Here is a 25,786-nt window from a genome sequence, read left to right on the forward strand (position 1 = left end):
TTTAAATATTGCTTATTCGCTGATAAACTTTGGATTTTCTGTTTTGAAGTGGAATACAATTTCCCAATCTCCAGCCTGGTAAATGGCAAAATCGACCCCGAAATTGGCAATGATGCGGCCCCCACCAAAAGAGCCTCTCGAGTAACTCAACTGCGCTTTCGCTCTCGAACCTCCTGGTGCGTAAAACGTTTGGATTTCTACCAATGGAATTGGATAGGCTACATCATACTGAACATACTTATCAGTTTTCTGCATGTTAAAACCATGTATCATTTTGTCCCAAACGGTTTCGTTAAAGGCAGCCGGATTAATTTCAACCGAATCTTTATTTAATGCTTTAATGCGCAGTGAATGTCCATTCCCACCCTTAAACTGACGGATGTATACCACTACATCTTTCTGATCGTTGTTACTGATCAGGTTTTTATTTGTTGTGGCTCCAACCACATTGTTTAAGTATGGGCGGATATAATCTCTTAGCTTTTTATCGAAAGGAAATTTAGGATCGGGAGCAGGCAAACCGGTGTAAGCATTAAAATCGTTAGAAGGTTCGTAAGGTCTTTCCCTAAAAGGTCTGATCTGCAGGTCTCTGATCAAACGCTCCCCACCGGTATTTTTAATCTTCACATCAAAAAAGCGGGTATCCTGAGAAAAGTTTGTACTGTCACTTGGCCTTGGTTTGATTAATTGATTGGTAGATGAACCCCAAAGTATAAACTCTCCCGACGAACGTACCTCAAACAAAGCGTGCATTTCTATCTTTCTTTTAGCCTCTATTTCTGCCAGGCTTTTTTCTAAGCCTGTATATGGAGCGGTAAATACGTAAGTAGGCACTTTCTGAAAAATATCGGTAACCGGTTTACCATCGCCAAAACGTGCATTCACAATTTCGAAGGTGATCGGTTGCGTAGAATTATCGCCATTAAAACCTCCCATTAGATTGGTTCTGCCAATAATCGGTTCAAATACTTTGTTGGTGTAGTTTATATTATTACTCAGGTAATCTTTTTCTTCTGGCAGGTTGTACAGTTTTTTGCATCCGCTAAAAGCGATCAATGCAAACAAAACCACAACCATTTCTATTTTTACGATTGACTTCATAAGTTTCGTTATTTTATTTTTTCTATGTCCCATCACCCTATTTCGATTTGTTTATAGTCCATTCTGCAAGCTGGAAAGTACCCCCGCTTCTTAACTCAGTAATATTTATACGGTAGTAGAGGTACGCAGTGGTATTGGTACATCTGAAAACTTTTTGCTGATACCTTTCTTCAAAAAAGAAGTTGCTTACCCGATGTAACTCGGTCCAGTTAACACCATCCTGCGAGCCTTCGTATGTCCAGGCTTTCGGATCTCTTCCATTCTCATCGTTTGCTGAGGTTAAGGTGTAAACTGACGATACTTCTGGCGTTTTCAGTTTAAACTGCATGGTTAAAAATCCTTGCAGATCACATAAAAACTTGGTGTGGTCGTCTCCATCGATCACTTTTTTAGAGTTTTCGCCACTGGTTGGTCCTCCGCCGTTTTCACGGTTGGCAGAGAAAGTACCACCCACAGTAACCATTAAGTTTGGTGGGGGTGGGATAAAAGTTAAGCGGGTAACAAAGCCATCGAAACCGAAAATATGATCAGGACTGATTACATGCACAATACCATTTTTGGTTTTGATGTTATTTGAGGCAGTAGTACTTGTAGACCAGTTTCTGACAAATTTGCTCTTTTTGGTATTGCTAAACTGAATCACTTCCGGACCGGCACCCACCTCGCCCGAGGCAGAACCCCTCACCGATTTGGCGTGCATGGGATAGGCTACTTTAACACTGGTTAAATTAAGTCCATCCTGCAGTTTTAAAGAATCAGAAGGTTTTACGCCCCTGATAATATAATAAGATACCATGGTATCCAACTGTATTCCATCAATGTTTGATAAAAACAGGGGGTCTTTGTCCGACTGTTTCCTTAAAGTATTTAAGTTCCTCAAGGCCAGCTGAAAACTAGGATTGGTTACCGCAAAAAGCGTTACATTGCTATCGGTAAGGGTTTTCTTCAAGCCCATTCTATCAACCGCCACAATTAGTGAGTCGTATACCCCTGGCTTACTTTTTAAATATTCGTAAATGCTTCCGTTATAGGCTACTGCGCTATCTTCTACATCGTAGTAGCCACCATTCTTTTTACAAGCCGAATAAATGACGGTGAATAACAAGAGTATTGTTAGCACACCAATATATTTTATAAAATTTTTCATATCAATATTATTTAGCGCCAATAAGGATTCTGAGTTAATAAACTGTTTTGAGAGATCAACCTGCGCGATATTGGCCAGTAGATCCCACCCGAATTGATCAGGTTCATAAATTTGGCATCGTTCTGCTTAATTTTATTGTATCTGATTAAGTCGTACCACCTATGCCCTTCTCCCAATAGTTCGCGGTGTCTTTCTTCGAATATCATTTTGATAATATCGTCGCTACTCAGGTTAAAAGAAAGGGTAGTACCCGGGGTAACCCTTCTGCCCATTACCTGCACTAATTCCAATATAGCACCCTGTTGATCGCCCAAAACAGATAGCGCTTCGGCCCTTAACAGTACAATATCTTCTAACCGGGTAAAGATTAATGCACTGGTAAAATACCTGAAGTTTGGATCGGTACCGCCACCCTGAATAACCTTGATTTTACTGAAAATTGGATATTTACCATTTAAATTGGTGAAATACCTGTCGAATTTCGATTGGCCCAACGTATCGATAGAGAATCTTTCATCTTTCGGTAAATTGAAATATTTTAAGATCGAATCTTTTGGCAGATAGATATCAGGAACCGATTTGGTAATGATGGGCTCTGCAAGGGTTAATTCTTCAATATGCCCAGTTGATGAACCATCGATATGACCATAATCTGAATTAAAGCCAAACATTTGCCGGTTATTTTTATTGTAGAAAAACCCGTTTGAATTGCTTAAATCAGTTGTTGAGGTATAACCTCCTCCGCTTCTGCCATAATTATCTTCAACAAATTTGCTGTATTTGGCAACGCTAGCATAATCTGCATTCCAGGCAGCAACGTGCGAAAGCACTGCGTAAGCCGTAACTTTAGTCGCTAAAGCGCCTCCCCACCTTCCTCCGCCTTCGTTATAATAATCGCCTGGTTGCTGAATATCGTTTCCACTATAAATAAATGGCAGATCGGCCGCAGCCCTTAATACTTCCGATTCTACCCAGGCTAAAACCTTGGCCTGTTTTTCTCTGGCTTTATTTTCGAAAACACCTTCGTTTGAAGATATAATAAAAGGAACATCACCCCAGATGCGCACCATGTAGAAATAAGCAAAAGCCCTTAAAAACCTGGCTTGGGCAATATCTACTGTCATGTTGTTATCCGAGTAGCGTTTATCGGTTGCTTTAACATGTGCGATATTTTCCAGAAAAACATTGGCACCATTTACAATGGCATAAAACCTGGTCCAATCAGAAAGCGATTCTACTACAGGATAAGATGCATTTAAATTATTGCTGATCACCGCTTTTAAATCCTGTCTTTTCGGGCTTGTAAATTCGCCTGGTCTTACATCGCCATAAATCCAGTGGCTGTTGTTATCAGAAAGTGCAGCTCTGGTTAAGGCATAAACCCCCAGAATTCCGGCACGGGCATCCTCTACCGTATTCCACATATTTTTTTCGCCCACTACCCTGCTCGAGTCGGTTTCCAATGCTTTGTTGCAGCTGGTTAAAGCCACCACAGCAAGCAGAAATGCGTATAATATATTTTTCATGGTTATTGATGTATTTTTAGTAGCTATTTCCATATTATAATTCCATTTTAACTCCTAAAGTGTATGTTCTTGGTATCGGTTGTCCGTAGCCGGTATCTACGCCATCATAGCTTACCAGTTCCGGATCTTGCCCGGTGTACGGCGTGATGACAAATACATTGCTTACCGCGCCGTAAACGAAGAATTTATTGATCTTTATGTTTCTCTTTTTCAGCAGATTACCAAGTTCATAGCCTACAGATACTGATCTCAATTTCAAGAACGAGGCGTTTTCCAGGAAAAGATCCTGATCTACACGGTAAGGAATAATGGTGCTCCATGGATTGTATAGCGGATATTTGCTATAATCGCCACGTTTCTCCCAAAAAGTAATTTCTTTCACCGAGCTTACATCGGTATTACCTTCGCGGTTAACAAAATCGAAGCGACTGGCCATTTCCTGATTAATCAGCTTTCTGCCCAGATTGAAATATAAATTGGTGCTCAAACTCCAGTTGCCATAGGTAAAAGCGTTATCAAAACCACCAGAAAGTGTTGGTAATGAATGCCCTTTTAGTACTTTGTCTTTTTCGTCGATTACATTATCACCATTTTGGTCTTTCCATCTCGGATCACCGGCTTTTAATGCCTGTCCGTTATACTTTAACGGCTGACCATTTACTACCGGAACTTGTGCAGTAGAAGTATAAATGCCTTCATTTTCCAACAACCAATATTGATCTACAGGTTCGCCAACTCTTAATAACCTGTTTCCGATTATAATTTGATTTAAGCCTCTTGGCAATGCTTTTAAGGTGTTGCTATTATGGTTAAAATTCAATGAAGAATTCCACGAGAATTTATTTTTGGCCATTACCAATGCGTGTATGGATAAATCGACGCCTGTATTGCTCACATCCATGCCGCTTTCTATTGATTGTTTGTAACCATACTCTGCATACGATGGAATGCCAATCAACTGGTTTTTATCGGCCTTGGTGTAAAAATCGACTGAAACATGCAGGCGGTTTTTTAACATGGCGACATCAGTTCCGACATTTAACTGATCTGAATAAGCCCATGGCACGCCATAACCCACCCAGCCGAACGAATAGGGTCTGGTTAACACACCGAAGGCATTGTATCCTGGCACGGTTAAATTTCCAGTATAACCAACTGATGCAGTATACTGCGGCCCCTGAGCATAATTATCGTAGGTAAATGTTCTGCCTAAACGGCCAACGCTTGCCCTTAAAACTAAATCATCAACTAATCTGGTATCTTTTAGTAATTCGTTTTTAACATTCCATGCCCCTGAAATTACCGGAGAATAAAACCAGCGTTTGGTTGGCTGTGCGTTAGATGATCCATCTAAACGTAATGTTCCGGATAAGAAGTACTTATCATTATACGAGTAGTTTACTTTACCATAAAATGATAACAGGTTATCTTCCGTTTTATCTAAAAAGCGATAGGTAAGTTCTCTGGGAAATGCTTTTGGCACCAGATAATTAGGATTATCATCGCCATTTGGTAATTTTGGATCAGAATCCAATAAGTTAATTTTGATATAATCATTAGCACCTTTATACGCATAAGCATAGTTATACTTATAAATATCCCACATCATCGATTGGCCTAACTCTACATGGAAATCGTGTGCGGTATTAAGCTTGAAATCGTAAGCTGCTTTATTATCAATCATTAACCGTTGGTTAAAACCATAATAGTTTGAGGCATAGCTATTGCCCTGCAACAAGGTTCTGGCATAAAATATATCCCGGTAACCTTCATTATAATCTACATTAAAAGCCGATGATAATTTAACCTTGCCCAGTGTAGCCACCAATTTGGCATAACCCTGGATCAGGTTAGTTTTATTATCATCAAAACCTTTGCTGTATTCTTTTAAATAAGTGCCATAATAATCTTTATTGGGTGCAGGTGGAGCACTTAGATCGGGAAAGTAATTAATCTGTGCAAACCTATCCCTAAGTGTTCTGTTCCTATCGCGGTTTAAACGGTTACCGTTAATCATGGCTGAGAAAAGCAACCACTTAACCGGGCGCATGTTGATGTTGAACATGGCGCTGTAACGGTCTAAGCCTGTACCATCGGCAACACTCTGGCTTTTGGCATTACCCAACGAAAATCTAAAATTCGCACGATCCGACCCGCCGGTTAAGCCAAAATTTACACCGTATATCAGTGCATTTTTATAGTATAAATCGGTCCAGTTTGATTTACCACTGTATACATTATTAAGCGAATCGCTTAAATAAACAGGATATTCTTCATCATCAGAATACCTGCCATTGGTGGTATAAATATCATAGAACCTTTGCCTGAATTCATTTTCATATTTACCATTAATGGTATTAACCGTTGGTTTTTGCACCATACCGATATATGAATTAAAGCTAATACTCCTCGAATTGCCCGAAGCCGCTTTTGAGGTTAACACGATAACACCGTTTACTCCCCTGGGGCCATAAATAGATGATCCTGCCAAATCGCTCAATACCTCTACGGATGCAATGTTATTGAGATCAATTCCGGCAAGGAGATTTGTGGCTGGGCCGATTCTGTTAAAATCGTACTGTTGAATATCGAAGGCAAAAGGATGCTCTCCGATTAACGGGATTCCATCCAGTACCACCAATGGCTGTACGGCATATACATCCTTCTTTGAAAGCAGTGGCGTAGTAGCACCCCTGATAATCATATTCTGAACAGAGCCAGGTTCGCCTGATGGTTCTTGTACGTATAAGCCCGCATAATTTCCTTTCAAACTTTGCTGTAAGGAAATGGCAGGAAACAGTGACAGATCTTTAACATCTTTCTGTACACCTCCCGACAATTTACGGTAAATTGTTTTGAGTTTAATTTGTTCTAAACTGTCTTTCCTCAAAGAGTCTTTTGGCGATACATACTTAATTTTAGTTGTATCCTGCAGAACAAAAAGATTGGTTGTTAGGCCTTTATGATTTTTTTTGCCCGCAGAAAAAACAGGTAAAACGTTTAATGTAAACGCGGCAAAAAAGACAAGGCACGCCCATAAGTATCGCATAGTTTAATGGATCTTTAATTGGTAAAAAAATGATTTCTAAAACTTATTTTTTCGGAAACGGCAAGTTATGTTCTAGTTTAAAGAGACAGGTGCTTCGGTAGTAATAGTTAGGGGTTCTCATAAAATTTAGTATTTGGTTAACTCAAATATATATTATACTAAAACGTTTTAATAACAAATTGTCATTTTTATGAAATTTTTATAAAACATCACAATAATATTTAATTCTATTAAAATAATTGTCAACCAGACAGGTAAAAAAGTAAATATTATCAGAATATCTTAAAAAATTAACATCCTATAAAACAGCCTATAAGGATATTTTTAGCCTGCAATAACAATAAATCGAACAATTTTATGTTGCTATTTTCTTAAATTACTTAAACGTTTTAGTAAAAACATGAAATATGGATAGTGCAGTGGAGAATTAAACCGACAATAATAGTTTAGCGATGAGGATAGCCATTACCGTATTATATCCTATAAGATTAGCTTCAGTACAATAGTATTCTACACCATAAAACAGAAAGTTAAAATCAATTTATTTTTCGGTGGCAACCCGATAGGTAGGATCTTCTATAATATTTACTGTTATAATCTGATCTGCATTTTTCAGCAAGCGCTTACAGTCGTTGCTCAGGTGCTTTAATTGGAGTTTTTTATCAGCCGAACGGTAACGTTCGGTTAGTTTATTCAGCGCATCAATGCCCGACATATCAAAAACACGGCTATGCTTAAAATCAATGATGATATGCTGAGGATCACTAGCCACGTCAAACAGTTCATTAAAATTAGCAATCGATCCAAAAAACAAGGGACCGAATACTTCGTAAGTCTTTACGCCACTGGCATCGATATGTTTACTGGCACGTATCCGTTTAGAACTTTCCCAGGCGAAAACAAGTGCCGAAATAATTACACCTATTAATACCGCAAGTGCCAGGTTATGCAGCCAAACTGTAATTACAGCCACCAGAATCCCAATGATAATATCCTGTGAAGGCATTTTATTAATCACTTTAAAGCTCATCCATTCAAAGGTGCCAATGGCTACCATCATCATTACACCAACCAAAGCCGCCATGGGTACACGATCGATTACAGGAGCGCCTACCAAAATAATAACCAATATAGTTAAGGCAGCAATAATGCCCGATAATCTTGCCCTGGCACCAGCAGAAAGGTTAACCAGTGTTTGGGCAATCATTGGGCAGCCACCCATACCCGTAAAAAAGCCATTTGCAATATTGGCAATTCCTTGAGCAATACTCTCCCTGTTCCTATCCCCTTTGGTTTCTGTAATTTCATCAACCAGATTCAAGGTAAGCAGGCCCTCTGTTAAGCCCACACCTGCCATAATGAGCGAATAGGGAAAAATGATCTTCAGCATATCCAGATTCAACGGTACCTTAGGAATATGAAATGGAGGAAAACCTCCATTTACGGAAGCAATATCCTTAACCAGTTTAGTATCAATTCCAAAACATAAAACGATAAGAAAAACCACAATAATAGCCACCAGTGAGGATGGGATGGCTTTGGTTATTTTAGGGAGAATGATCACTATTGCAACGGTGAGTAATACCAAAGCCAACATGATATATAAAGGAGTGCCGCTCAACCATTCTACTCTGCCATTAACAAGGGTTTTGAACTGTTCCAGCTGCGACATGAAAATAATAACTGCCAAACCGTTAACAAAGCCGAACATTACGGGCTGCGGAACCAGCCTGACAAACTTCCCAAGCCTAAACAACCCCACTATAATCTGGATTAAACCTGCTAAAGCCACTGCCGCAAAAACATATTCTATACCCTGGGTTTTCATTAAGGCGATGAGCACAATCACTGTTGCGCCTGCCCCACCAGAAACCAAACCTGGCCTGCCACCTAAAATAGCTGTAACCAGCCCCATAATAAAAGCAGCGTATAAACCTGTTAAAGGAGGGAAACCTGCAAGAATAGCAAATGATAACGATTCGGGGATCATCGTCATGGCCACCGTTAAACCCGCAAGAATTTCAGTTTTATAATTTATTTTCTTAGAAAAATCGAAAAGTTGCAGGTAGGGCTTCATCAGTTAAATTATTAGCAGCTGCAAATATCCAATTTTATTGGAACATTAATTCTATAATAAAAATGGAGGCTGAATAAGTCAGCATGAGCAGGCAAATAATATTTATAAATGGGTTACAAATCCTGATTAATAATAATTCCAGATCTGAAAACTAATTCGGGATAACTTTTTTGCGTTTAAGTTCGTCAAACAGATCAAAAAACATTTTTTCAGTATCGACATACTCATGGAAGCCCAATCGCCTTGCTTTGGTACCATCCGAGAAGAAATCGTAATCCCAGGAAAAAACAAAGTCGCCAAAGGCCCATGAAGATACTTCTTCATAACTGTGTTTGGCTAGGTTATGTTTTTCTTGCATCTGTGTCCACAAAGCCGATTTATCGGCCATTACAGTTTGCAAAGGCATTTGAAGTGGAGGTGCAGCATCCATTTTAAAATAAGCTGCAATTTTAGGCCAAAGATCATTCCAGCGGACCAAATCACCATTGGTTATATTAAAAGCTTGATTGGCACATGCCGGGCTGGTAGCCGCCCATACTGTTGCCTTTGCCAATAATCCAGCATCAGTAATATCTAAAAGCTTATCATAAGCCCCTAATTTGCCCGGAAAACGCAAAGGCAAACCCAGTTCTTTCGATATGGATGCATAAACTGCAATTACAGAAACCAAATTCATCGGATTGCCCAATGCAGTACCCGCAACTACAGATGGCCGAAGCGCAGACCAATTCCATTTTTTACCTTTTTGCTGTGCCTCGAGAAACTGTTGCTGATCTACATTAAATTCTGGAGGCATATGTCCACCGTCGCTTTCTTTTGCTGGTGTTTTAAAAGGACCGTAGTGCGCCCCGTATACTTTATAACCTTGCATTAAACTGATGTGCTGTAAGTCTTTTGCAATACCTTCAATGGCATTAACCACGTTTACAAGCATCGCCAAATTAGGTGCAACAAGCTCCGCCCATGTAGGTTTATCTTGATACGCGGCATAAAAAATATGTGTTACCATAGTTAAAGGACTCAATTGTTTCTTACTGTCTTCTGGGTCGAGCAGGTTTACAGAAATGTACCTGGTTTTACCTGTATCGAGCCCACCCCGACGCGATAAACCGATAATATCCCAATCGCCAAGATTTTCTAAATGGCTGATTAATTTACTGCCAATTACACCATTTGCACCCACAACCAATGCTGTTTTACTGTTATTCATCTCTTTTGATTTAAATTGATTCATGTAAAGTAAAGATCCTGACAAACCAGAGATATGTTTTTGTAAAATAGTATGATAGATTTGTATAAATCTATGATTAAGCGATACGTCCAATTTCAACCAATTGTTATTTCAGAATTTGAAGTAAGCAAATGGCAACACCCTGTACACCGGCACAATCATTACGAACTGATATACATTAAAAATGGGTCTGGCCATCATATCATTAACGAAATCCCAATTGTTTACGAAAGAGGGAATCTCTTCTTAATTGGTCCGGATGATGATCATCGTTTCGAAATTGATGAAAAAACACATTTCATTTACATCAAGTTTACTGATATATACATCCATCAAAAAGAGGTTAACCCAAGGGGCTTGCAATACCTGGAATACCTGATCAAAAGCCGTGAAACACATTTTCTAGGTTTTAACTTTATGGCAAACGATCAGTTGATTGTTGAAAACATCATTGCACTTATCTTATCGCTCAATATAAACATGTTGCAAAATGAAGCTGTAATCTGGACGCAGATCTTAGTGCTTTCCACTATTATGCAACGCAATATGCCCGAAATTAAAAGCAGTGCACAACGATCAAAAGACATTCAAGCCATTTTCTGTTACCTGCACAAATATATTTACCAGCCTAAAAATTTAAAGGCGAATGTAATGGCAACACATTTTAATCTTTCAGAAGACTATATAGGCCCCTATTTTAAAAGAAATACAGGCATAACCTTACGCCAGTATATCCACAATTATCGTCAGCATTTAATTCAACAGCGAATAGAAAGTGGAAGATTTGGATTGAAACAAATTGCCGTAGAATTCGGCCTTGTTGATGAAAGCCACGTGAGTAAGGTAATGCAGGAAAGTGCTAAATCCAAAAGACGAAAAATGTAAAAATGGATAATGGACTCGATTCTGCGCTGATTAGTGAAATCTGCGGTACAAATAAATATTTATAAATGGATTGCAAATCCCAAGTACTTAGGGGACTGTATCATAAATATAGAATTGTCATCCTGTCCAAAGGACTCCTGTGGACAACGTGACAAATTCGAATGGAATTACAAATATGATACAGCCTCCAATGAGCGGTAATTTTATTTAAAACAAAATTTTAACATCTTCCGAAAAACCTAATTCGATAAAACTCTCTGTCGACCATTTAATCTTAAGCGGACCCCCTGCATCTTTTACAGTTTCTTTACTCACATCCTTACCCGTTCCATAATTGATCTGCGCAAAAGGATTTTTATCAATATTGAGCACTAAAAGTAACCTGCTACCTTTTTTAAGCTGCCTACTGAATACCCTCGACCTATAAAAAGGTATGGTTTCTAATTTGCCAGGCTTAAGTAATTTCCTTTTGCTCATGTCGTGTGCATAGCTTGCTCTTCCTAAATAATAAGAAAGCTGAAAATATTCACCCGATGTGGTAACTTCATACAAGACCAGGCCTATATCCATATCCTTTTTGTTTATGATGGCTTTAAGCTGTCCCTCTAGCGCACCTGCTACTGAAATGGCTTGATTAAATGGCTTCGTGATAAAAAACAGTCCATTGGATCTGTCGATTTCTTTTTTGATGATCGGATCAGGGTAATAATCATTGTAGAATGTGGTTCTGTCTGCCAGATCAACCTGCTGATGCATAAAAACTTCTTTAGCTGGCTTTTGCTCCGACAGCCGCATTCCGTTTGCAGTGCTGTCCAAATAAAAGCGGATATGGTAATCCTCCATTTTTGCCAATGAAACAGCATGTTTCCATTTATTTGCGCCCATTACCTCATAATTGATCTTATCTTTTAACAATGCAGGTTTCTTTCCGCCTTTAAGAATATAATCGAGCCATTGGAAAGTGATTTCGCGGGTATTGATCAGTGCTATTGAGTCTACCTGATAATCTCTCAGCCTGGCTACTCCACCTATCTGCGATCCAAAATGATCATAAGGGCCTATAATTAAATAATGTTCGGCTGATGGATTATACTTGTAATGTTCGCGGAGGTATTCCAATGCCGAAACCTGCCCATCATCGTAATAGCCGGTAATGCTGAGCACTGGAATATTGATGTGTTTAAAATCGTTACTGTAGGGCACCATCGACTGCCAGTAGGCATCGTAATCGGGGTGACTAAGCCACTTCTGCAACAATGGATTTGGTGTGCCATCAATGCTGTCGATCTTATTGTAAGCGGCCCCACTTTCCCACCAGTTATTCCGCATCCTGCGCCAACGGGCATTATCGTTATTCACAGCATCATCGGTGTATTTGTTGTTGGTGATGTAAAATGCCCATTGATAATTGGCTGCTAAAAAAACATTATTTTCCATGGGTAAGCCAAGCCCTGGAATTGCAGCTACATAGGGTACAATGGTTTTAAGCGCCGGATGCAGGTATTTGGCCGCTGCCCATTGCGCAAAACCAGAATAACTCCCTCCATACATGCCCACGCTACCATTACTCCATGGCTGGCTAACGATCCAATCGATAACCGCATTTACATCCTGTGCTTCATGCTCATAAGGTTCGGGCCGATCGGGACTGAGCCGCTTTCCCCTGACATCGGCCACAATGCCTACGTAGCCATGATCAGCAGCGTATTTGGCTTCTATCAGACTTTTATCGGTATTGGAGTAGATAAAATAAAACAATGCGGCAGGCAATTTCTGCTGCACACCTTTTTTCCTCACCACTACAGCAGATAAAGTAATGCCGTATTTTGTTTTAATCATCACGCTATCGTTGATGATATAATTAGTGGTATCGGGTAAGGTTAACTTTTGCTGTGCAAAGGTTTTCATGCCCATTACGAGGCATAGCACAGCCATACCCAGTTTTACTAAGTTTATTTTCATGATCAAAAAATTATAATTTATGTTTTAATGAGGCTCCTTAATTTAACAGCCTGCCGTTCTGATATTCTGATTAAATTTCCCGTTTTAAGTTCTACAAACATCCCTTCATCATCTTTTTTTACCGAACTGATGTAGTCGAGATTAAATAATATACTTCTGCTGGCCCTAAAAAATCTTTCACAATCGGGGTTTTCTTCGAGTTTGTTTAACGACGTTTTGAGCAACACCTGCTCTTGCCCGAAAAAGAGCCGTGCGTAATTCTCTACAGACTCGATCAGGTGTACATCTTTCCATTTAATGAGGTGGTGTTTGCTCCTGTCCTTTACAAAAACAGCCGCGCCATCATTCGTACCAATCTTTTCTATGGCTTTATCCATTGCATTTTTAAAGCGTTCTTCCCGTACCGGCTTCATCAGGTAATCCATGGCGCTTACTTCAAAAGCCTGCACCGCATAGCTGTCGAAAGCGGTTACAAAAATCACCTGTGGCACATGTACCAAATTCTCCAACAGGTCGAAACCCGAACGGCCAGGCATCTGTATATCCAAAAAAATCAGGTCGGGTTTTAAAAGTCCGATAAGCTGTTCGGCTTCATCAGCATTGGCAGCCTCACCTAATATCGTAACTTGTGGATAGCTTTTTAACATCCTGGCCAGTTCCTGCCTTGCTCCACGTTCATCGTCAATAATCAGTGTCCTAATATTTCTCATCTGATTGGGATTTTAATTTCGGCACAAACCTTTTGCTCCACTTTATACAGGCTGAAGGATGCATGATGCTGGTAACTGAGATCGAGCCGTTCTTTCAGGTTCCGAAGCCCTATACCCGCCACCTTTTTATCCTGTTCCAACTTGCCAGGGTTTAAAACACAGATGCTTACCAATCCATTCTGCTCGTTAATTATTACTTCAATCTTTCCACCCTGTTTTTCTAATGCAACTCCATGTTTTACCGCATTTTCTACCAATGTTTGAATGCACAGGCGTGGCACCATCAGCCCAGAGAGCGAAATATCGATATCCAAATCGTATTGTAATCTTTCTTCCATCCTCAAACCCTCTAGCTCCAGGTAATCTCTCACCAGGTCTATTTCTTCATTTAACCTAATGAGCATGGCACTGCCTTTATACAATCCACTGCGCAACAGTTCGCTTAGCAGGTCGATTGCCCTACCTGCATCATTAGGCCGGGTATATACCAAAGATTTTATGTTATTGAGTGCATTGAACAAAAAATGAGGATTTAACTGAGCAGAAAGATTATCCAGCTGCGATTGTTTAAAGCTAAGCTCCAATCTGGCATTTTCTATCGATAACCGCATTTCTCTTTTTGCGTAGTGGTAAAGGTGGTAGGCTAAAAGCCATATGGCCATTAAGCGGATACCCGCAACAAAAATACCGGCTGCATTTAAACTAAAAAAATCAGCAAACGACTGTGGCGGATGGCTTAGAAACAGTAATCTCACCAGGTACAATTTACTAATGGTAACTATGGTATAAAAAATACCCATTACTGGAATAACAATCAACATCCGCCAGATCAGTTTCTGAAGCGCCAGGTCTTGCCAGTGGTTTTTATTTGCAAAATTACGATACAAATGGGTAATCAAAATATACATCACCACATCCGAAACAAACTGTACAACAGCCATATCGATTCTGAAACTACCAGCTGCAGACCAACCTTGAAATGTCCAATACAAAGCAGCCACAGACCAACCAATTAGCTGACATTTCCAATAAAGCGATATATAAGGTTTCTTTTCCAAAATTTTTCTGTTCCAAACAAAGCAACGAAAACTAATTTTAAGAAAAAAGATAAAGTACAGGAGCGTAGGGTTTTGGGGGATGAGTGGTTTCTAGTCAGGAGTCCGGAGTCTGAGGTCCGAAGTTTGAAGTCTATCGCGCGAGAGAAATAAATATACCTTGTGCTCTTCGTGTATTGGTGGTTAAAGGATGGATGATCGATTAGTCAGAACTTGGGAGTCCGACGTCCGAAGTCTATTGCGCGAAAGAAAAACATTCCTTTGTGCGCTTCGTGCCTTGGTGGTTAAGAGATCGAAAATTCTGCGCTGATTAGCGAAATCGGCGGGACAAATAAATAATTAAAACGCATTGCAAATCCGTAGGACTTGGGTCTGGATTGGAAATCCTGACCAACAATACGCCTAACTTTGTGATCTCTGCGCCCCCTCTTAGCGTCCTTTGCGGTTAAAACGTTAATTAAGCAACTGCTTTTTAAATGTATTCGGACTAATACCAACCTCTTTTTTAAATAAACGCGAGAAATAAGAAAGGTTCTCAAATCCCAATGCATAAGCAATCTCCGAAACCGACCTATCTTCACCGATTAAACGGTTTTTTGCTTCAGATATCAGGTAAATATGGATATGTTCTAATGCTGTTTTTCCGCTTTCCTGTTTTAAAACATCTGTTAAATAACCTGCCGAAATGTTTAACCGTGCTGCCATATCATGCACTGATGGCAAACCTTTACTAGCCAATAATCCATTAGCAACATATTTATTTATTTCTTCATTAAACCTGGTTACTGTTTTGCCTGAAATTACTGTGCGGTTAAGAAATTGCCTTTTGTAAAAACGTTGACTGTATTTAAGCAAAGTATCTACATTGGCCAAAATCAATTCGCGACTATATTCATCCTGGTTGTTTCGGTATTCGGTTTCAATTTTATGATACAGCTCCCATACCGTGCTTTCTTCACTGGGCGAAAGATGTAGCGCTTCATTGGTTTCGTAATCGAAGTAGTGGTATTTTTTGATGGTATCATGCAACATATGTCCATTCAAAAAATCTTCGTGGATAAAAATCAAAAAGCCATCTTCATCCAGCTCCAGGTTTTTCATTTCGATTACCTGATTGGGTTTAAAGAACATCATAGAGCCACTCTCGTGGTCGTATTTTGTTCGTCCATAAAGGATGTGTCCGGCAATAATCTTTTTAAAACCGATCATATAAAAATCGCTTGTAAATTCGCGGTCGCCCATGGTACACATGTGGTCACATTTGTAAATGCTAAACAATGGATTCTCCGGTGGCGGAAATGCATTTTCTCTATGTAATTCGGCCAAATTCTTATAGTGTTTCATCCCTTTGAACGGTAATTAACCACAAGCTACACAATTACCCTGTACAGCCTGTAGTTAAAGGTTTTAAATGATTTATTAATGACCGTGTGCATTGACCGCTACTTTAGCCCATTCATCAAATTCGGCCAAACGTTCTGCATAAACCTGTTTAACACCTGGGAGAGCCACTTTACCCAACAAAAAGTGTAAAGGAGGTTTAGGACTATCGATCAATGCCAATACAGCGGGTACCGTTGCTTCTGGTTTGCCCCAACTATCGGGTGTTGAAGCATCAAAAAATGCTTTTTTAACTGGAGCATATGCTTCTAGCGGCGCTGTTTGGATAGCTGAAGCACCCGACCAATCGGTAGAAAAACCATTTGGTTCGATTAAACTTACATTAATGCCAAAACCTTTTACTTCCTGTGCTAGCGTTTCACTTAGGCCGTTAACCGCATATTTCGAGGCATTATACAAACCCAGCACGGGTAAACTTACCAAACCCAGGAAGCTCGATACCTGGATAATGTGCCCGGCTTGTTGTTCGCGCATTACCGGAACAATTGCTTGTGTTACCCATAGCAGTCCAAAAAAATTGGTTTCCATTTGTGCACGTGCCTGTTGCTCGGTAGTTTCTTCTATCGCACCAAACAAACCAAATCCCGCATTATTAATCAATACATCAATGCGGCCAAAGTGCTGCTTAACTTTTTCAACTACGGAAAAACAGGCATCTCTATCGTTTACATCCAATTGAAGCGGAAACACAGCATCGCCATAAGCTTCTACCAAATCATTTAAATCTGCTGTATTTCTTGCAGTTGCAGCTACTTTATCGCCACGTTCTAAAAGGGCTTTTGCCCAGATTTTACCAAAGCCACGTGAGGCACCAGTAATTAAAATTATTTTCGACATTTTTTTCTTTGTTAAATATTGATAACAAAGGTATTGTAGCGTGCTAAAAGCGATTTATACAAAACACGGGACTATTAGCACATTTTAAGGTTTAGCTAAATTATCAGTTTGAATATTTAACAATAACCCGAAAGATTATCAATCTGTTGTAGCGCTTATGGATGTTTTTACGTTTTATTAGGAACTATTAATCTAAAAACCCCTCACCTATGAAAAACATACTTTTTCTTTTTGTAGCCTTTGCACTTGTTTCTTGTAAAAAATCAGAAAGATATGGTCCGCTGAACTTAAAAAACGGACAGGAAGTTGAACTGCTGGTAAGCCCTCGTTATGCCGCAGATAATGATGTGCTTTTAAAGTTGCCAGGCAATGTAGATGCTGGTGCTTCGCTATGGGGTTTTGATCAAAGAGAACCTGGTTATTCTTACCGTGTTAAAGCCAGATTCAACCGCGATAAAGAGCCACTTCAAGACGGGCCTGAATACTATTTTATTTTCGAAAAGATAATTAGCAAAGAGCAGTATAAAGGAAGCGAGTCTTTCACAGTACAACTCATTACCGACTACGTTGTTGGTGGACCAAGTATCCGGCTAAGCAAAACAGGAAACGATTATTATATGATTCCTGATAAGCTACAACTCACTTATGCAAATAGCACGGTTCAAAACGAACTTGAAGAAATATGGCTAAATGTGCAGGAAATCCGTGCAAACTGGCAAAAAGGACAACGACCAAAATGGAAGGCTATTAAAGCGACAGTGGTACACGATCCGCAGAAGTTTGGAAAGGCATATCTGGTACAACAGATTCAATTCATTGATTAACAGAAAATACAAAAGGAGAATGTTCGAAAACCATTCTCCTTTTTGGTTTTAAGTAAAACCTAAGATTTATATTACCTAGATACTGTAATTAAATGATTCCGTTTCGATTAATCCACGGTGCTGCATTTCAGTCCAAAAGGCTAAGGGCAGCTCTTTTTCAGCTAGAGCAACGTTGGTGGAAACTTTCTCAGGTCTTGTGGTATTCAAGGCAATGCTTTTCACCCCAGGAAACTGCAAAGAGAAATTAAAACAGGCTTCAGCCGGTAGCACATTAAACTCATCACAAACTTTAAAAAATTCGTTCCTCCAATCGAGTAATGCTTTTCCCGATACCGTATCAGGATCAACCTGCTGATAATTGAAAAAATCGCCCCCTGTTAAAAACCCTCCGTTAAACACAGCCGAATTAATTACCTGTATGTTCTTTTGATTTAGTTGTTTTACAAAAGCCACCAACGATTTAGGATGTGATTTTAAGGTTAAACTGTTGGCAATCATTACCCAGTCCAGCGCCACATCTTTTGTGATCAGCTCGATTACTTTCCAGTCTTTTGCCCCTACCCCAATAGAAGATACCAAACCCGCTGACTTTAGCTCGCCCAATGCTCTATAGGCTTCGATAATGTGCTGATACCTTTCCTCGTAATCCGATCTGTTATCAGCTGCCAACAGATATTCGTCCGGATCATGTACAGAAACCATTTGGGCATGATAATCACCCAACAAATGATTACCCTGTTCAAAACATTTCATTATCCCCTCATAACTGATCATCTGTACGGCATCATATCCGATATTTTTCCAAATACCAGGTTCAAATGTTGGCTCAGGAGACAAAAGTTCTGTTCTATACCAGCCAAGCTTATTACTGATCACCACATTTTCTTTATCAACATTTAAATCAGCAAGGCATTTCCCTAACGATTCAAGCGCGAGGCCAGCCCCATATTTACCAGCGGTATCAAAGAATGCAACTGGCTTGGCCGATTTTACACAAGCCTCTACAATAGCCAACTTTACAGAATAATCAATGGCCTGATAAAGATTGCCCAAACTACTTGTTCCAAAAACAACAGCGGGGAGCTGGAGGTCTATCTGTTCAGTGTGCATGTGCCCGTTCGGTTTTTTCATATCCCACTTTCGTTTAACTTAAATATATTTTTCATCAGCTGCCACTTTTCTCCAGGCTTTGCCAGGGGTAATGCCTGCTGATATTTCCACATCAGTTCTTCCCACTCTTTCACCTTAGGGTTAGCAACATCCATAGCTGCTTTTTTTTCAAAACTGAAATCATCTTCAGTTTCCATGATCATGAACAAACGGTTCGAAATGCGGTAGATTTCCATTTCCAAAACCCCCGATTGGATAATACTCCGCTTAATTTCAGGCCAACCACTAAGGTGATAAGCTTCATACTCCGCAATGAGTTTGGGATCATCAACGAGATCCAGCGCAAGGCAATATCTTTTCATTTACTTTAAAATGCGAGCAGTTCTTCCTATTTTTTGAATTCTATTTTGAAACCAGTTACCAACCAGGCCGGATAATCTGCGGGTTTGGTAATTACAAGTGCATCATCTTCCTGCACCCACTTTAATTTACTTTTACCGCCCAGCATCGTAACCGAAGCAATGGGCTTCTCCAGGTATTTCGATTTGCGCCCGAGCAAGGTCATCCTGATGCTTTCATTTGGCACATTCAAACAGAAAGCAAAAAGATTGCCCTCTTTTGTGGTATACCTAATATCGGTAGATTGATATTCACCCGAATCGGTTAAGCCACCAAAGTGGCCCTTTTTCTGGTTTGATTTTATGGTAGAAGGCCCTTCTCCATATACTTTCCATGGCCGCGATGCATAAATACCTTCTCCATTCAATTTGGTCCAGTCGCCAATTTCTGTAACAATTTTAACAACATCCGGCTCCAGGTCTCCCTCTGGAGTCTGTACAACATTGATCAAAAGATTTCCGTTTTTACTTACAATATCGATCAAAAGCTGGGCAATTTCATTTGCACTTTTGTATTTCTGCCCGGTTCTGTAATACCAATCTCCTATCGAAGTATCGGTTTGCCACGGAAATGGGCTGATCGAATCTAATACTCCGCGTTCTACATCTTGTGCCCATTTACCTTCAGATGGCTCTTTTGGTGTATATACTGCCTCAAGTTTGCCTTTATTTTTGGCCATATCCTCATTGTAATAGTGCGCAACCATTGTACGCCCTATATCTTCAAAAGGAAGTTTACTATCCGAATAAAGCAGGTCAGGATGATAATTGTCGACTAGTTCGGTAACATTTTCCAACCATTGTTTATGCCAACCCGGATTATTGGTCAGCCACTCTTTCATATCGGCCGAATCAGCAGGCAGATGATAAAGATCAGCATATTTCGGATCGCGCCCATCATAGGCAATGCCTGCAAATTGCCCAGTTTTGTCTGCGCCATGACTTGGCTGAAACCAGTTAAAACTGGCCGCAAGATGCTCGGAAACGCCAAAACGGAGTCCTTCTTTTTTAGCCGCTTTTTGCCATAAACCCACTACATCTTTTTGTGGCCCCATATTTACCGAATTCCATTTATGGATTTTGGAGTTCCATAGAAAGAAATTATCATGATGCGAGCCCATGGTTACAAAATATTTGGCACCGGCCTTTTTATATAAGGCCATCAACTGCTCAGGGTTCCATTTCTCTGCTTTCCATAAAGCGATAATATCTTTGTATCCAAATTTAGATGGTGTACCATAAGTTGCCACGTGGTACTTATTCTGCGCACTGCCCTGAACATACATGTTCTTCGCATACCAATCACCCTGTCTGGGAACTGCCTGAGGGCCCCAATGCGACCAGATTCCAAACTTGGCATCTCTGAACCAGTCTGGATATTTATACTGCTTTAAGGATTCATCGGTAGGTTTAAAAATCCCATGCCCTACATTATCTGTTTTTTGTTGTGCCTTGAGGTTTAAACCCAGGGAACACGCCATAAGGCCAACTAATACTATTTTTTTCATCTTCCTTATATTTGGTTTTAATCAAAAATAGGTAACTCATACGCTCAATTCTTGAAATAAATAGACTATTTGTTGTAAAAATCCGACATTTAAGCTATGATCAAAAAAGCATTATAGAACATTTTTTCCGCTCTAACGTAGATTATGATCTCAGCCCAGCCGATTGATTTATGCTGAAACGGCAACCCAAATCGATCTTGATTCTTTTTCTTAATTTCAAATCACTTAAGAATCTCATCGCTATCGCCACATACTAAAAAACCAACTGGATAGTGTAGGTAAAGGATGGGTGATTAAAATGAAGATGGGCATAAAAGGATAGATCTCACTCCCGAAAATTCGGGATTGCACTTCAGTCGGGATGACGATCAAATGCTGCGTTCTTTGCGCCTTCACTTTGTGATCTTTGCGGTTAAAAATGGATAATGCAAGAGATGATTGACGTAAAAGCCACACTTTAAAGATCTCTCTCCCGAAAATTCGGGATTGCACTCCAGGCGAGGACGACCTAGCGCTGTGTTCTTGATGACTTCACTCCGTGATCTCTGTGGTTAAAATGGAGATATTAAATCTTTTGGTCTGCATAAGCAACATTATAGAGATGGTTTGGCTTTAAATAGATCACATCATTTTGAAAATCAAAAACTGTATTGAACCTTTTCAGAATATCGGTTCCCAGATAATGAACGTTAGCCCCTGGCATGGGTTTATTTTGCTCCATAACCTGAGCTGGAACATTCTTCAATTCAAAATTGCCAATCTTCAAACTTTGCAGTTTTACTGTGGTTACCGGGACTTCATTACCTCTTGTACCATGCATAATTACCTTTTTGATCACTTCCATCTTCCCGGTTGGAAAGTGCATTTCCCGCAGCAAATCGTTATCAAGCATAGCGGTACGCTGATAACCTAAATCGAAGAAAAACAGGCTTTTATTTTTGGTTCCGCTTTGCGAAATTTCACTTTCTATAAAGGGTTTGTTTTTGATATAAGTAATCTTAAACCTGGTGTATTGTTTATCCTGTAAAATCTGCTTGGGCATGGTAGAATGCACCATCATTTTATTCTGATCATAATCCAACGCTACAATCATGCCGTCGAATATGTCCCATCCCAGCAGTCCATCGGTTTCATTGCCCGCCAATTCGATATCATAAATTTTGCTTTTATAGGTCTGACTCCCAATTTTGATATCATAATCCGTGTTATAAAGCTTGGGCTTAGATTTAACTTTTTGCTTAAGTGCAGCGGTAGTAAGATCTACTTCGGTAGCGCCTGAATCGAAGTTCAATAAAAGCGAATCAGTTTTGTTGAAAACCACCGGTAAAAAGTTCGTATTGTATTTATTCACAAAAAAAGGAATTGAATCGTGCACTTCGGGCGATATTTTGCTGAAGTTTTTTAGCATAGGACACACAATCTTGGTGCGGCAGGAATCTTTGCCGTTTAACAAAACAATAAATTCTTTTTGCTCCCCAGGCCCTATTCTAAACACAATAGAATCTATATCCGTTTTGAATTTTATGTTTATTGATTTGGTTATTTTACCAGTTGTAAATACATCTAATTTTATCTTGGGATTAATGTACCAGTTCGATGATGCCTTGTACGCTTCATAGAATTTTGCCTGACCAACTCCGGCCTTAACAATTGGTAAGTTCTTTTGAGCTAAAACAGAAAAGGGAAGCAAGACTGTTACAATGAGTAATATTCGTTTCATAAGCGATAATAGATTTGGTGGTTTAAGGCTTGTATTTAGTAGTGACCATCGGAAACCGGAACTAAAGATAAAAAGAATTCACATAAGTCGCGTTTAACCCCTTAACTTGTCGTTTTTGCACATTAATACCTAAATAGCTTTGCTATACCTTTGAGTAAACTAAATTAGAAAACAATATGGCAACTCAAATTTTTGTGAACCTGGCTGTTAACGACCTTAATAAGTCGGTGGAGTTTTTCACCAAGCTCGGTTATACTTTTAACCCGCAATTTACCGACGAGAAAGCAACCTGCATGATCATCAGCGATACCATTTATGTAATGCTGCTTACCAAACCTTTTTTCCAGACTTTTACCCAAAAAGAAATCATCGATGCCCACAAGGCAATAGAAACCTCCATTGCCTTATCGGCCGATAGTAAAGATGCCGTTAACGAAATGGTAGATAAAGCTGTAGCTGCCGGTGCCACAATACCGAATCCGGCTACCGATTATGGCTTTATGTACCAACATAGTTTCGACGATCTCGATGGCCACCATTGGGAATATGTATGGATGGATCCGAATGGCATGCCGGAGCACCAGGGATAATTATATTTAACGTTAATAAAAAGGGCAAGCGACGGATTTTTCGTGTTTGCCCTTTATTTGCTAGAGTTTATTTGAAATGTGGTTAACCTGATATTGATCTGTTCTTGCTTTTATGAAAAAATATGGGAATATAGTTCATAATCAGGGCGAATAATTCTTTTTCATACCGTCTTTAAATTAATCATTATGAATAATCTGTCCTATTGTGGAGTTATCCTAAAAGTAGTGCTGAATTTAAAGGGTACTACTTTCCCATTACACTTGGCTGGTTTCCATTTAGGCATTTTTCGCGCTGCGCGAATGTACTCCAAATCTAACTTCGAATATTCTTCTATTTTCTTCTTATCTATGCCCGCATTTATTACGCAACCTTTTTCATCGATTATGAATGTAAGGTCTACTTTATGTTGCCAACCGCTGTGGTTATAACTTTCCTCATATTTAACCTTATCAAAAAATGAGGAAAGCTTACGTATACCCCCTGGACAAAGGGGCATTTCATCAACACTTGTAAACACATTACGTTTTAGAGACTGATCATAATAGCTTTGACACTGAAAAAAAGTTGCGGCATTTTTATCTTTCTTCACGTGCAAGCTTAAAAAACATAAAATCAGAATTAAATATTTCATAATATTATTTTTTAAATCAACCAAGTCTTAAAAGTTATTTACAAGCTAATTAATAGGGAATATACTTAATAATTTTTGCACAAAATATGAATTCTTTGGGCTCCTCCATGTGAAATCAGGATAAACTTCTCGCTCAGCCCCAAACGCAAAAAACCCACAACTTTCGTTGCGGGTTTTGGCTCCCTCTGCTGGGCTCGAACCAGCGACCCTCTGATTAACAGTCAGATGCTCTAACCAGCTGAGCTAAGAAGGAGTACTGGTCATTCCCTAAAACGAGGCTTATTTGTACTTTGCAGTTAATACCCTTGTTCGTTTTGGGAGTGCAATATTAGCGCTTTTAAACTATTTATGCAAAAATTAATTTAATTATTATTTAAGAAAACGATCCTCCCTTTACGGCAGAGGATCGTTTTGCAAATTTCAAACTGAATATCAGACCATTAACAATTATGGTTTAACAATCCACGGCGCCAGATTAATATCATCAATTCCGTTATATTGGCGAAGTAAAGCCTGTTTTAGGTTTTCGCCATTGGTTGTTCTTTCAATATTAGGGTACTGAAAACGCTTAGGAATCCTGTTACTATTGCCTACGCCCGGACCGATATCGAAAGTTGGCACACCTGTTCGGCGGTACTGATAGTAAGCTTCGAAACCCGAATTACGGAAATAAGCCAGGTATTTCTGCGTCAGGATCTGCTTTAAACCATCGGCTGTATTACCGGCATATTTAACCGCAGCCTGCGAGTAATAATCGCTTTCGAAAGAGAAATTAACATTAAAGTTTTCAAATTCGCCCAGCTTCCCGTCCTTTTTTAAGAAGGTGACCACATTAACACCATCTTTAATACCATAGAAACTAATAGAAGCCTGAATCCCTTTTTTATACCAGCTTTCGGCATCGCCAGTAGCCCAACCGCGGTTAATGCCCTCTGCTTTGATAAAACAAAGCTCAGGATAAGCAATGATAAAAGTATTTTCTGCTGTATAACCACTATAATAGCGATAACGGCCAATCAGCGAATACAGCCCCTTCTGCACCTTATCCAACATCACCCCTTGATCTTCACCTGTAGGTGCGCCAATAAAATTGCGGTAATCGGTAATGGCGTAACCATTGGCTTCTGCTATTCCCCTTGCCGGCTCAGCTACCATGTAAGCCCGAGGATCTTTAAGGCTCGAAAGCGTATTTAAATACGTACCCGCCATGTTATAACGCAGGGCATCATTACCAAAATTATCTTTATTATTCGGATACTTGTTAAAACTCTCGTTGTACACAAACTGCAGGTTATCGGCCATACTCTCCATAACCGGATATTTTGTTGGGTTGCCCAATACCGCAGCAAATTGTTGTTTTACCTGCAAGTCGGCATCATCCGCTTTTGTGCTCAAATTGATCAAAGTCCGTAATCTAAAGGTATTTACCACCTTTTGCCAGGCTGCCAGGTCATTTTTAAGGTAGATATCGCCTTTTAATTCCTTGTTGCCTGCAACAATTAAAGCCGATAAATCGTTGTTCGATTCTTCTAACCAGGTTAACGATTGTTTAAAAATATCTTTTTGGTTATCGTACTTCGGGGTTAAGTTGGCGAAACCTTTTAAGGCGTCAGTCATTGGTAAATCGCCCACTTTCAAACTCATTTTCACAAAATAATACGCTTTAAAGAATTTAGCCAGTGCCAGGTAAGGCTTAGCTACCGCACCGCCTAAACGGTTGGCTTCCTCTTCCATTTTTACCACATTTTTTAAAGTCGTGTAATCTAACGAAGCACCTGTCCAATCGTAGTTATTGGTTGCGTAATAGAAATAATTGGCCGCAGTGTACTGGTTCCACCTTTCTGAGCCCGAAAAAGGTGCTTCGTACATATCGAACAAAATACCGTTCAATAATAAGTTTGGCGGAACGGTTTCGGCCTGGTTTGGATTTTTAAAATTTTCTTCAAATTCTTTCTTACATCCGCCACAAACAGCAACGATGATGAAGAGGAATAGGATTTTATATATTGATTTCATGTTATAG

20 protein-coding genes and 1 tRNA gene are annotated in these 25,786 nt (G+C 39.6%); 3 read left to right on the forward strand and 18 right to left on the reverse strand.

Features of this window, described 5'->3' with window-relative positions:
• Positions 1 to 12: 12 nt before the first annotated feature.
• The 6 genes from ASU31_RS04880 to ASU31_RS04905 all read right to left on the reverse strand — a co-directional run bounded on the left by ASU31_RS04880 (position 13) and on the right by ASU31_RS04905 (position 10,110).
• Positions 13 to 1,101: a DUF5007 domain-containing protein gene (locus ASU31_RS04880; protein WP_057931662.1), complete on the reverse strand. Its 1,089-nt coding sequence runs from the start codon at positions 1,099 to 1,101 to the stop codon at positions 13 to 15.
• 37 nt (positions 1,102 to 1,138) lie between these two features.
• Positions 1,139 to 2,248, reverse strand: coding sequence for a fasciclin domain-containing protein (locus ASU31_RS04885; protein WP_057931262.1), 1,110 nt, complete (start codon positions 2,246 to 2,248; stop codon positions 1,139 to 1,141).
• Positions 2,249 to 2,259: 11 nt separating this feature from the next.
• Positions 2,260 to 3,774 carry a RagB/SusD family nutrient uptake outer membrane protein gene (locus ASU31_RS04890; protein ID WP_245224477.1) on the reverse strand — a complete coding sequence of 505 codons (1,515 nt, stop codon included), beginning with the start codon at positions 3,772 to 3,774 and terminating at the stop codon, positions 2,260 to 2,262.
• 34 nt (positions 3,775 to 3,808) lie between these two features.
• On the reverse strand, positions 3,809 to 6,823 hold the full coding sequence (locus tag ASU31_RS04895; RefSeq protein ID WP_083505274.1) for a SusC/RagA family TonB-linked outer membrane protein: 3,015 nt from the start codon (positions 6,821 to 6,823) through the stop codon (positions 3,809 to 3,811).
• Positions 6,824 to 7,364: 541 nt separating this feature from the next.
• Positions 7,365 to 8,900: a SulP family inorganic anion transporter gene (locus ASU31_RS04900; protein WP_057931264.1), complete on the reverse strand. Its 1,536-nt coding sequence runs from the start codon at positions 8,898 to 8,900 to the stop codon at positions 7,365 to 7,367.
• 151 nt (positions 8,901 to 9,051) lie between these two features.
• Complete coding sequence (locus ASU31_RS04905; RefSeq protein WP_245224478.1) at positions 9,052 to 10,110, reverse strand: SDR family oxidoreductase; 1,059 nt, start codon at positions 10,108 to 10,110, stop codon at positions 9,052 to 9,054.
• A gap of 93 nt (positions 10,111 to 10,203) precedes the next feature.
• On the opposite strand from ASU31_RS04905, the gene ASU31_RS04910 reads away from it, so the two are divergent.
• The gene (locus ASU31_RS04910; RefSeq protein ID WP_057931266.1) at positions 10,204 to 11,016 is read left to right on the forward strand and encodes an AraC family transcriptional regulator; all 813 of its coding nucleotides are present in this window, start codon (positions 10,204 to 10,206) and stop codon (positions 11,014 to 11,016) included.
• A gap of 207 nt (positions 11,017 to 11,223) precedes the next feature.
• Here the strand turns inward: ASU31_RS04910 and ASU31_RS04915 are convergent, their stop codons facing one another.
• The 5 genes from ASU31_RS04915 to ASU31_RS04935 all read right to left on the reverse strand — a co-directional run bounded on the left by ASU31_RS04915 (position 11,224) and on the right by ASU31_RS04935 (position 16,981).
• A complete protein-coding gene (locus ASU31_RS04915) occupies positions 11,224 to 12,978 on the reverse strand; it encodes a CocE/NonD family hydrolase (RefSeq protein WP_209434957.1) in 1,755 nt (584 codons plus the stop codon).
• Positions 12,979 to 12,995: 17 nt separating this feature from the next.
• Positions 12,996 to 13,688 (reverse strand): LytR/AlgR family response regulator transcription factor, encoded by a 693-nt coding sequence (locus tag ASU31_RS04920; RefSeq protein WP_057931267.1) that lies wholly within the window; start codon positions 13,686 to 13,688, stop codon positions 12,996 to 12,998.
• Complete coding sequence (locus ASU31_RS04925; RefSeq protein ID WP_057931268.1) at positions 13,685 to 14,746, reverse strand: sensor histidine kinase; 1,062 nt, start codon at positions 14,744 to 14,746, stop codon at positions 13,685 to 13,687. The genes ASU31_RS04920 and ASU31_RS04925 overlap by 4 nt, the downstream gene beginning before the upstream one ends.
• 450 nt (positions 14,747 to 15,196) lie before the next feature.
• Positions 15,197 to 16,087, reverse strand: a complete 891-nt coding sequence (locus tag ASU31_RS04930) for a helix-turn-helix domain-containing protein (RefSeq protein ID WP_057931269.1) — start codon at positions 16,085 to 16,087, stop codon at positions 15,197 to 15,199.
• A gap of 75 nt (positions 16,088 to 16,162) precedes the next feature.
• Positions 16,163 to 16,981 (reverse strand): SDR family NAD(P)-dependent oxidoreductase, encoded by an 819-nt coding sequence (locus tag ASU31_RS04935; RefSeq protein WP_057931270.1) that lies wholly within the window; start codon positions 16,979 to 16,981, stop codon positions 16,163 to 16,165.
• A 209-nt stretch (positions 16,982 to 17,190) separates the two neighbouring features.
• Here ASU31_RS04935 and ASU31_RS04940 point away from each other — a divergent pair, with 209 nt between their 5' ends.
• A complete protein-coding gene (locus ASU31_RS04940) occupies positions 17,191 to 17,805 on the forward strand; it encodes a hypothetical protein (protein WP_057931271.1) in 615 nt (204 codons plus the stop codon).
• Between the two features lie 75 nt (positions 17,806 to 17,880).
• Here the strand turns inward: ASU31_RS04940 and ASU31_RS04945 are convergent, their stop codons facing one another.
• The 4 genes from ASU31_RS04945 to ASU31_RS04960 all read right to left on the reverse strand — a co-directional run bounded on the left by ASU31_RS04945 (position 17,881) and on the right by ASU31_RS04960 (position 22,541).
• Positions 17,881 to 18,936: an aldo/keto reductase gene (locus ASU31_RS04945; protein ID WP_245224480.1), complete on the reverse strand. Its 1,056-nt coding sequence runs from the start codon at positions 18,934 to 18,936 to the stop codon at positions 17,881 to 17,883.
• Complete coding sequence (locus ASU31_RS04950) at positions 18,933 to 19,277, reverse strand: L-rhamnose mutarotase (RefSeq protein WP_057931272.1); 345 nt, start codon at positions 19,275 to 19,277, stop codon at positions 18,933 to 18,935. The genes ASU31_RS04945 and ASU31_RS04950 overlap by 4 nt, the downstream gene beginning before the upstream one ends.
• 26 nt (positions 19,278 to 19,303) lie before the next feature.
• Positions 19,304 to 20,821: an alpha-L-fucosidase gene (locus ASU31_RS04955; RefSeq protein ID WP_057931273.1), complete on the reverse strand. Its 1,518-nt coding sequence runs from the start codon at positions 20,819 to 20,821 to the stop codon at positions 19,304 to 19,306.
• A gap of 565 nt (positions 20,822 to 21,386) precedes the next feature.
• Positions 21,387 to 22,541 carry an aspartyl protease family protein gene (locus ASU31_RS04960; RefSeq protein ID WP_057931274.1) on the reverse strand — a complete coding sequence of 385 codons (1,155 nt, stop codon included), beginning with the start codon at positions 22,539 to 22,541 and terminating at the stop codon, positions 21,387 to 21,389.
• Positions 22,542 to 22,717: 176 nt separating this feature from the next.
• Between ASU31_RS04960 and ASU31_RS04965 the strand changes: the two genes are divergently transcribed.
• Positions 22,718 to 23,131 (forward strand): VOC family protein, encoded by a 414-nt coding sequence (locus ASU31_RS04965; protein ID WP_057931275.1) that lies wholly within the window; start codon positions 22,718 to 22,720, stop codon positions 23,129 to 23,131.
• Positions 23,132 to 23,331: 200 nt separating this feature from the next.
• Here the strand turns inward: ASU31_RS04965 and ASU31_RS04970 are convergent, their stop codons facing one another.
• The 3 genes from ASU31_RS04970 to ASU31_RS04980 form a co-directional block, all read right to left on the reverse strand.
• Positions 23,332 to 23,763 carry an energy transducer TonB gene (locus ASU31_RS04970; protein ID WP_057931276.1) on the reverse strand — a complete coding sequence of 144 codons (432 nt, stop codon included), beginning with the start codon at positions 23,761 to 23,763 and terminating at the stop codon, positions 23,332 to 23,334.
• 176 nt (positions 23,764 to 23,939) lie between these two features.
• Positions 23,940 to 24,016: transfer RNA gene (locus tag ASU31_RS04975), tRNA-Asn, on the reverse strand.
• Between the two features lie 194 nt (positions 24,017 to 24,210).
• On the reverse strand, positions 24,211 to 25,779 hold the full coding sequence (locus tag ASU31_RS04980; RefSeq protein ID WP_057931666.1) for a SusD/RagB family nutrient-binding outer membrane lipoprotein: 1,569 nt from the start codon (positions 25,777 to 25,779) through the stop codon (positions 24,211 to 24,213).
• Between the last annotated feature and the right edge of the window lie 7 nt (positions 25,780 to 25,786).

It is taken from the genome of Pedobacter ginsenosidimutans (genome assembly GCF_001442625.1).
In the GTDB taxonomy this organism is placed as follows: Bacteria; Bacteroidota; Bacteroidia; order Sphingobacteriales; family Sphingobacteriaceae; genus Pedobacter; species Pedobacter ginsenosidimutans.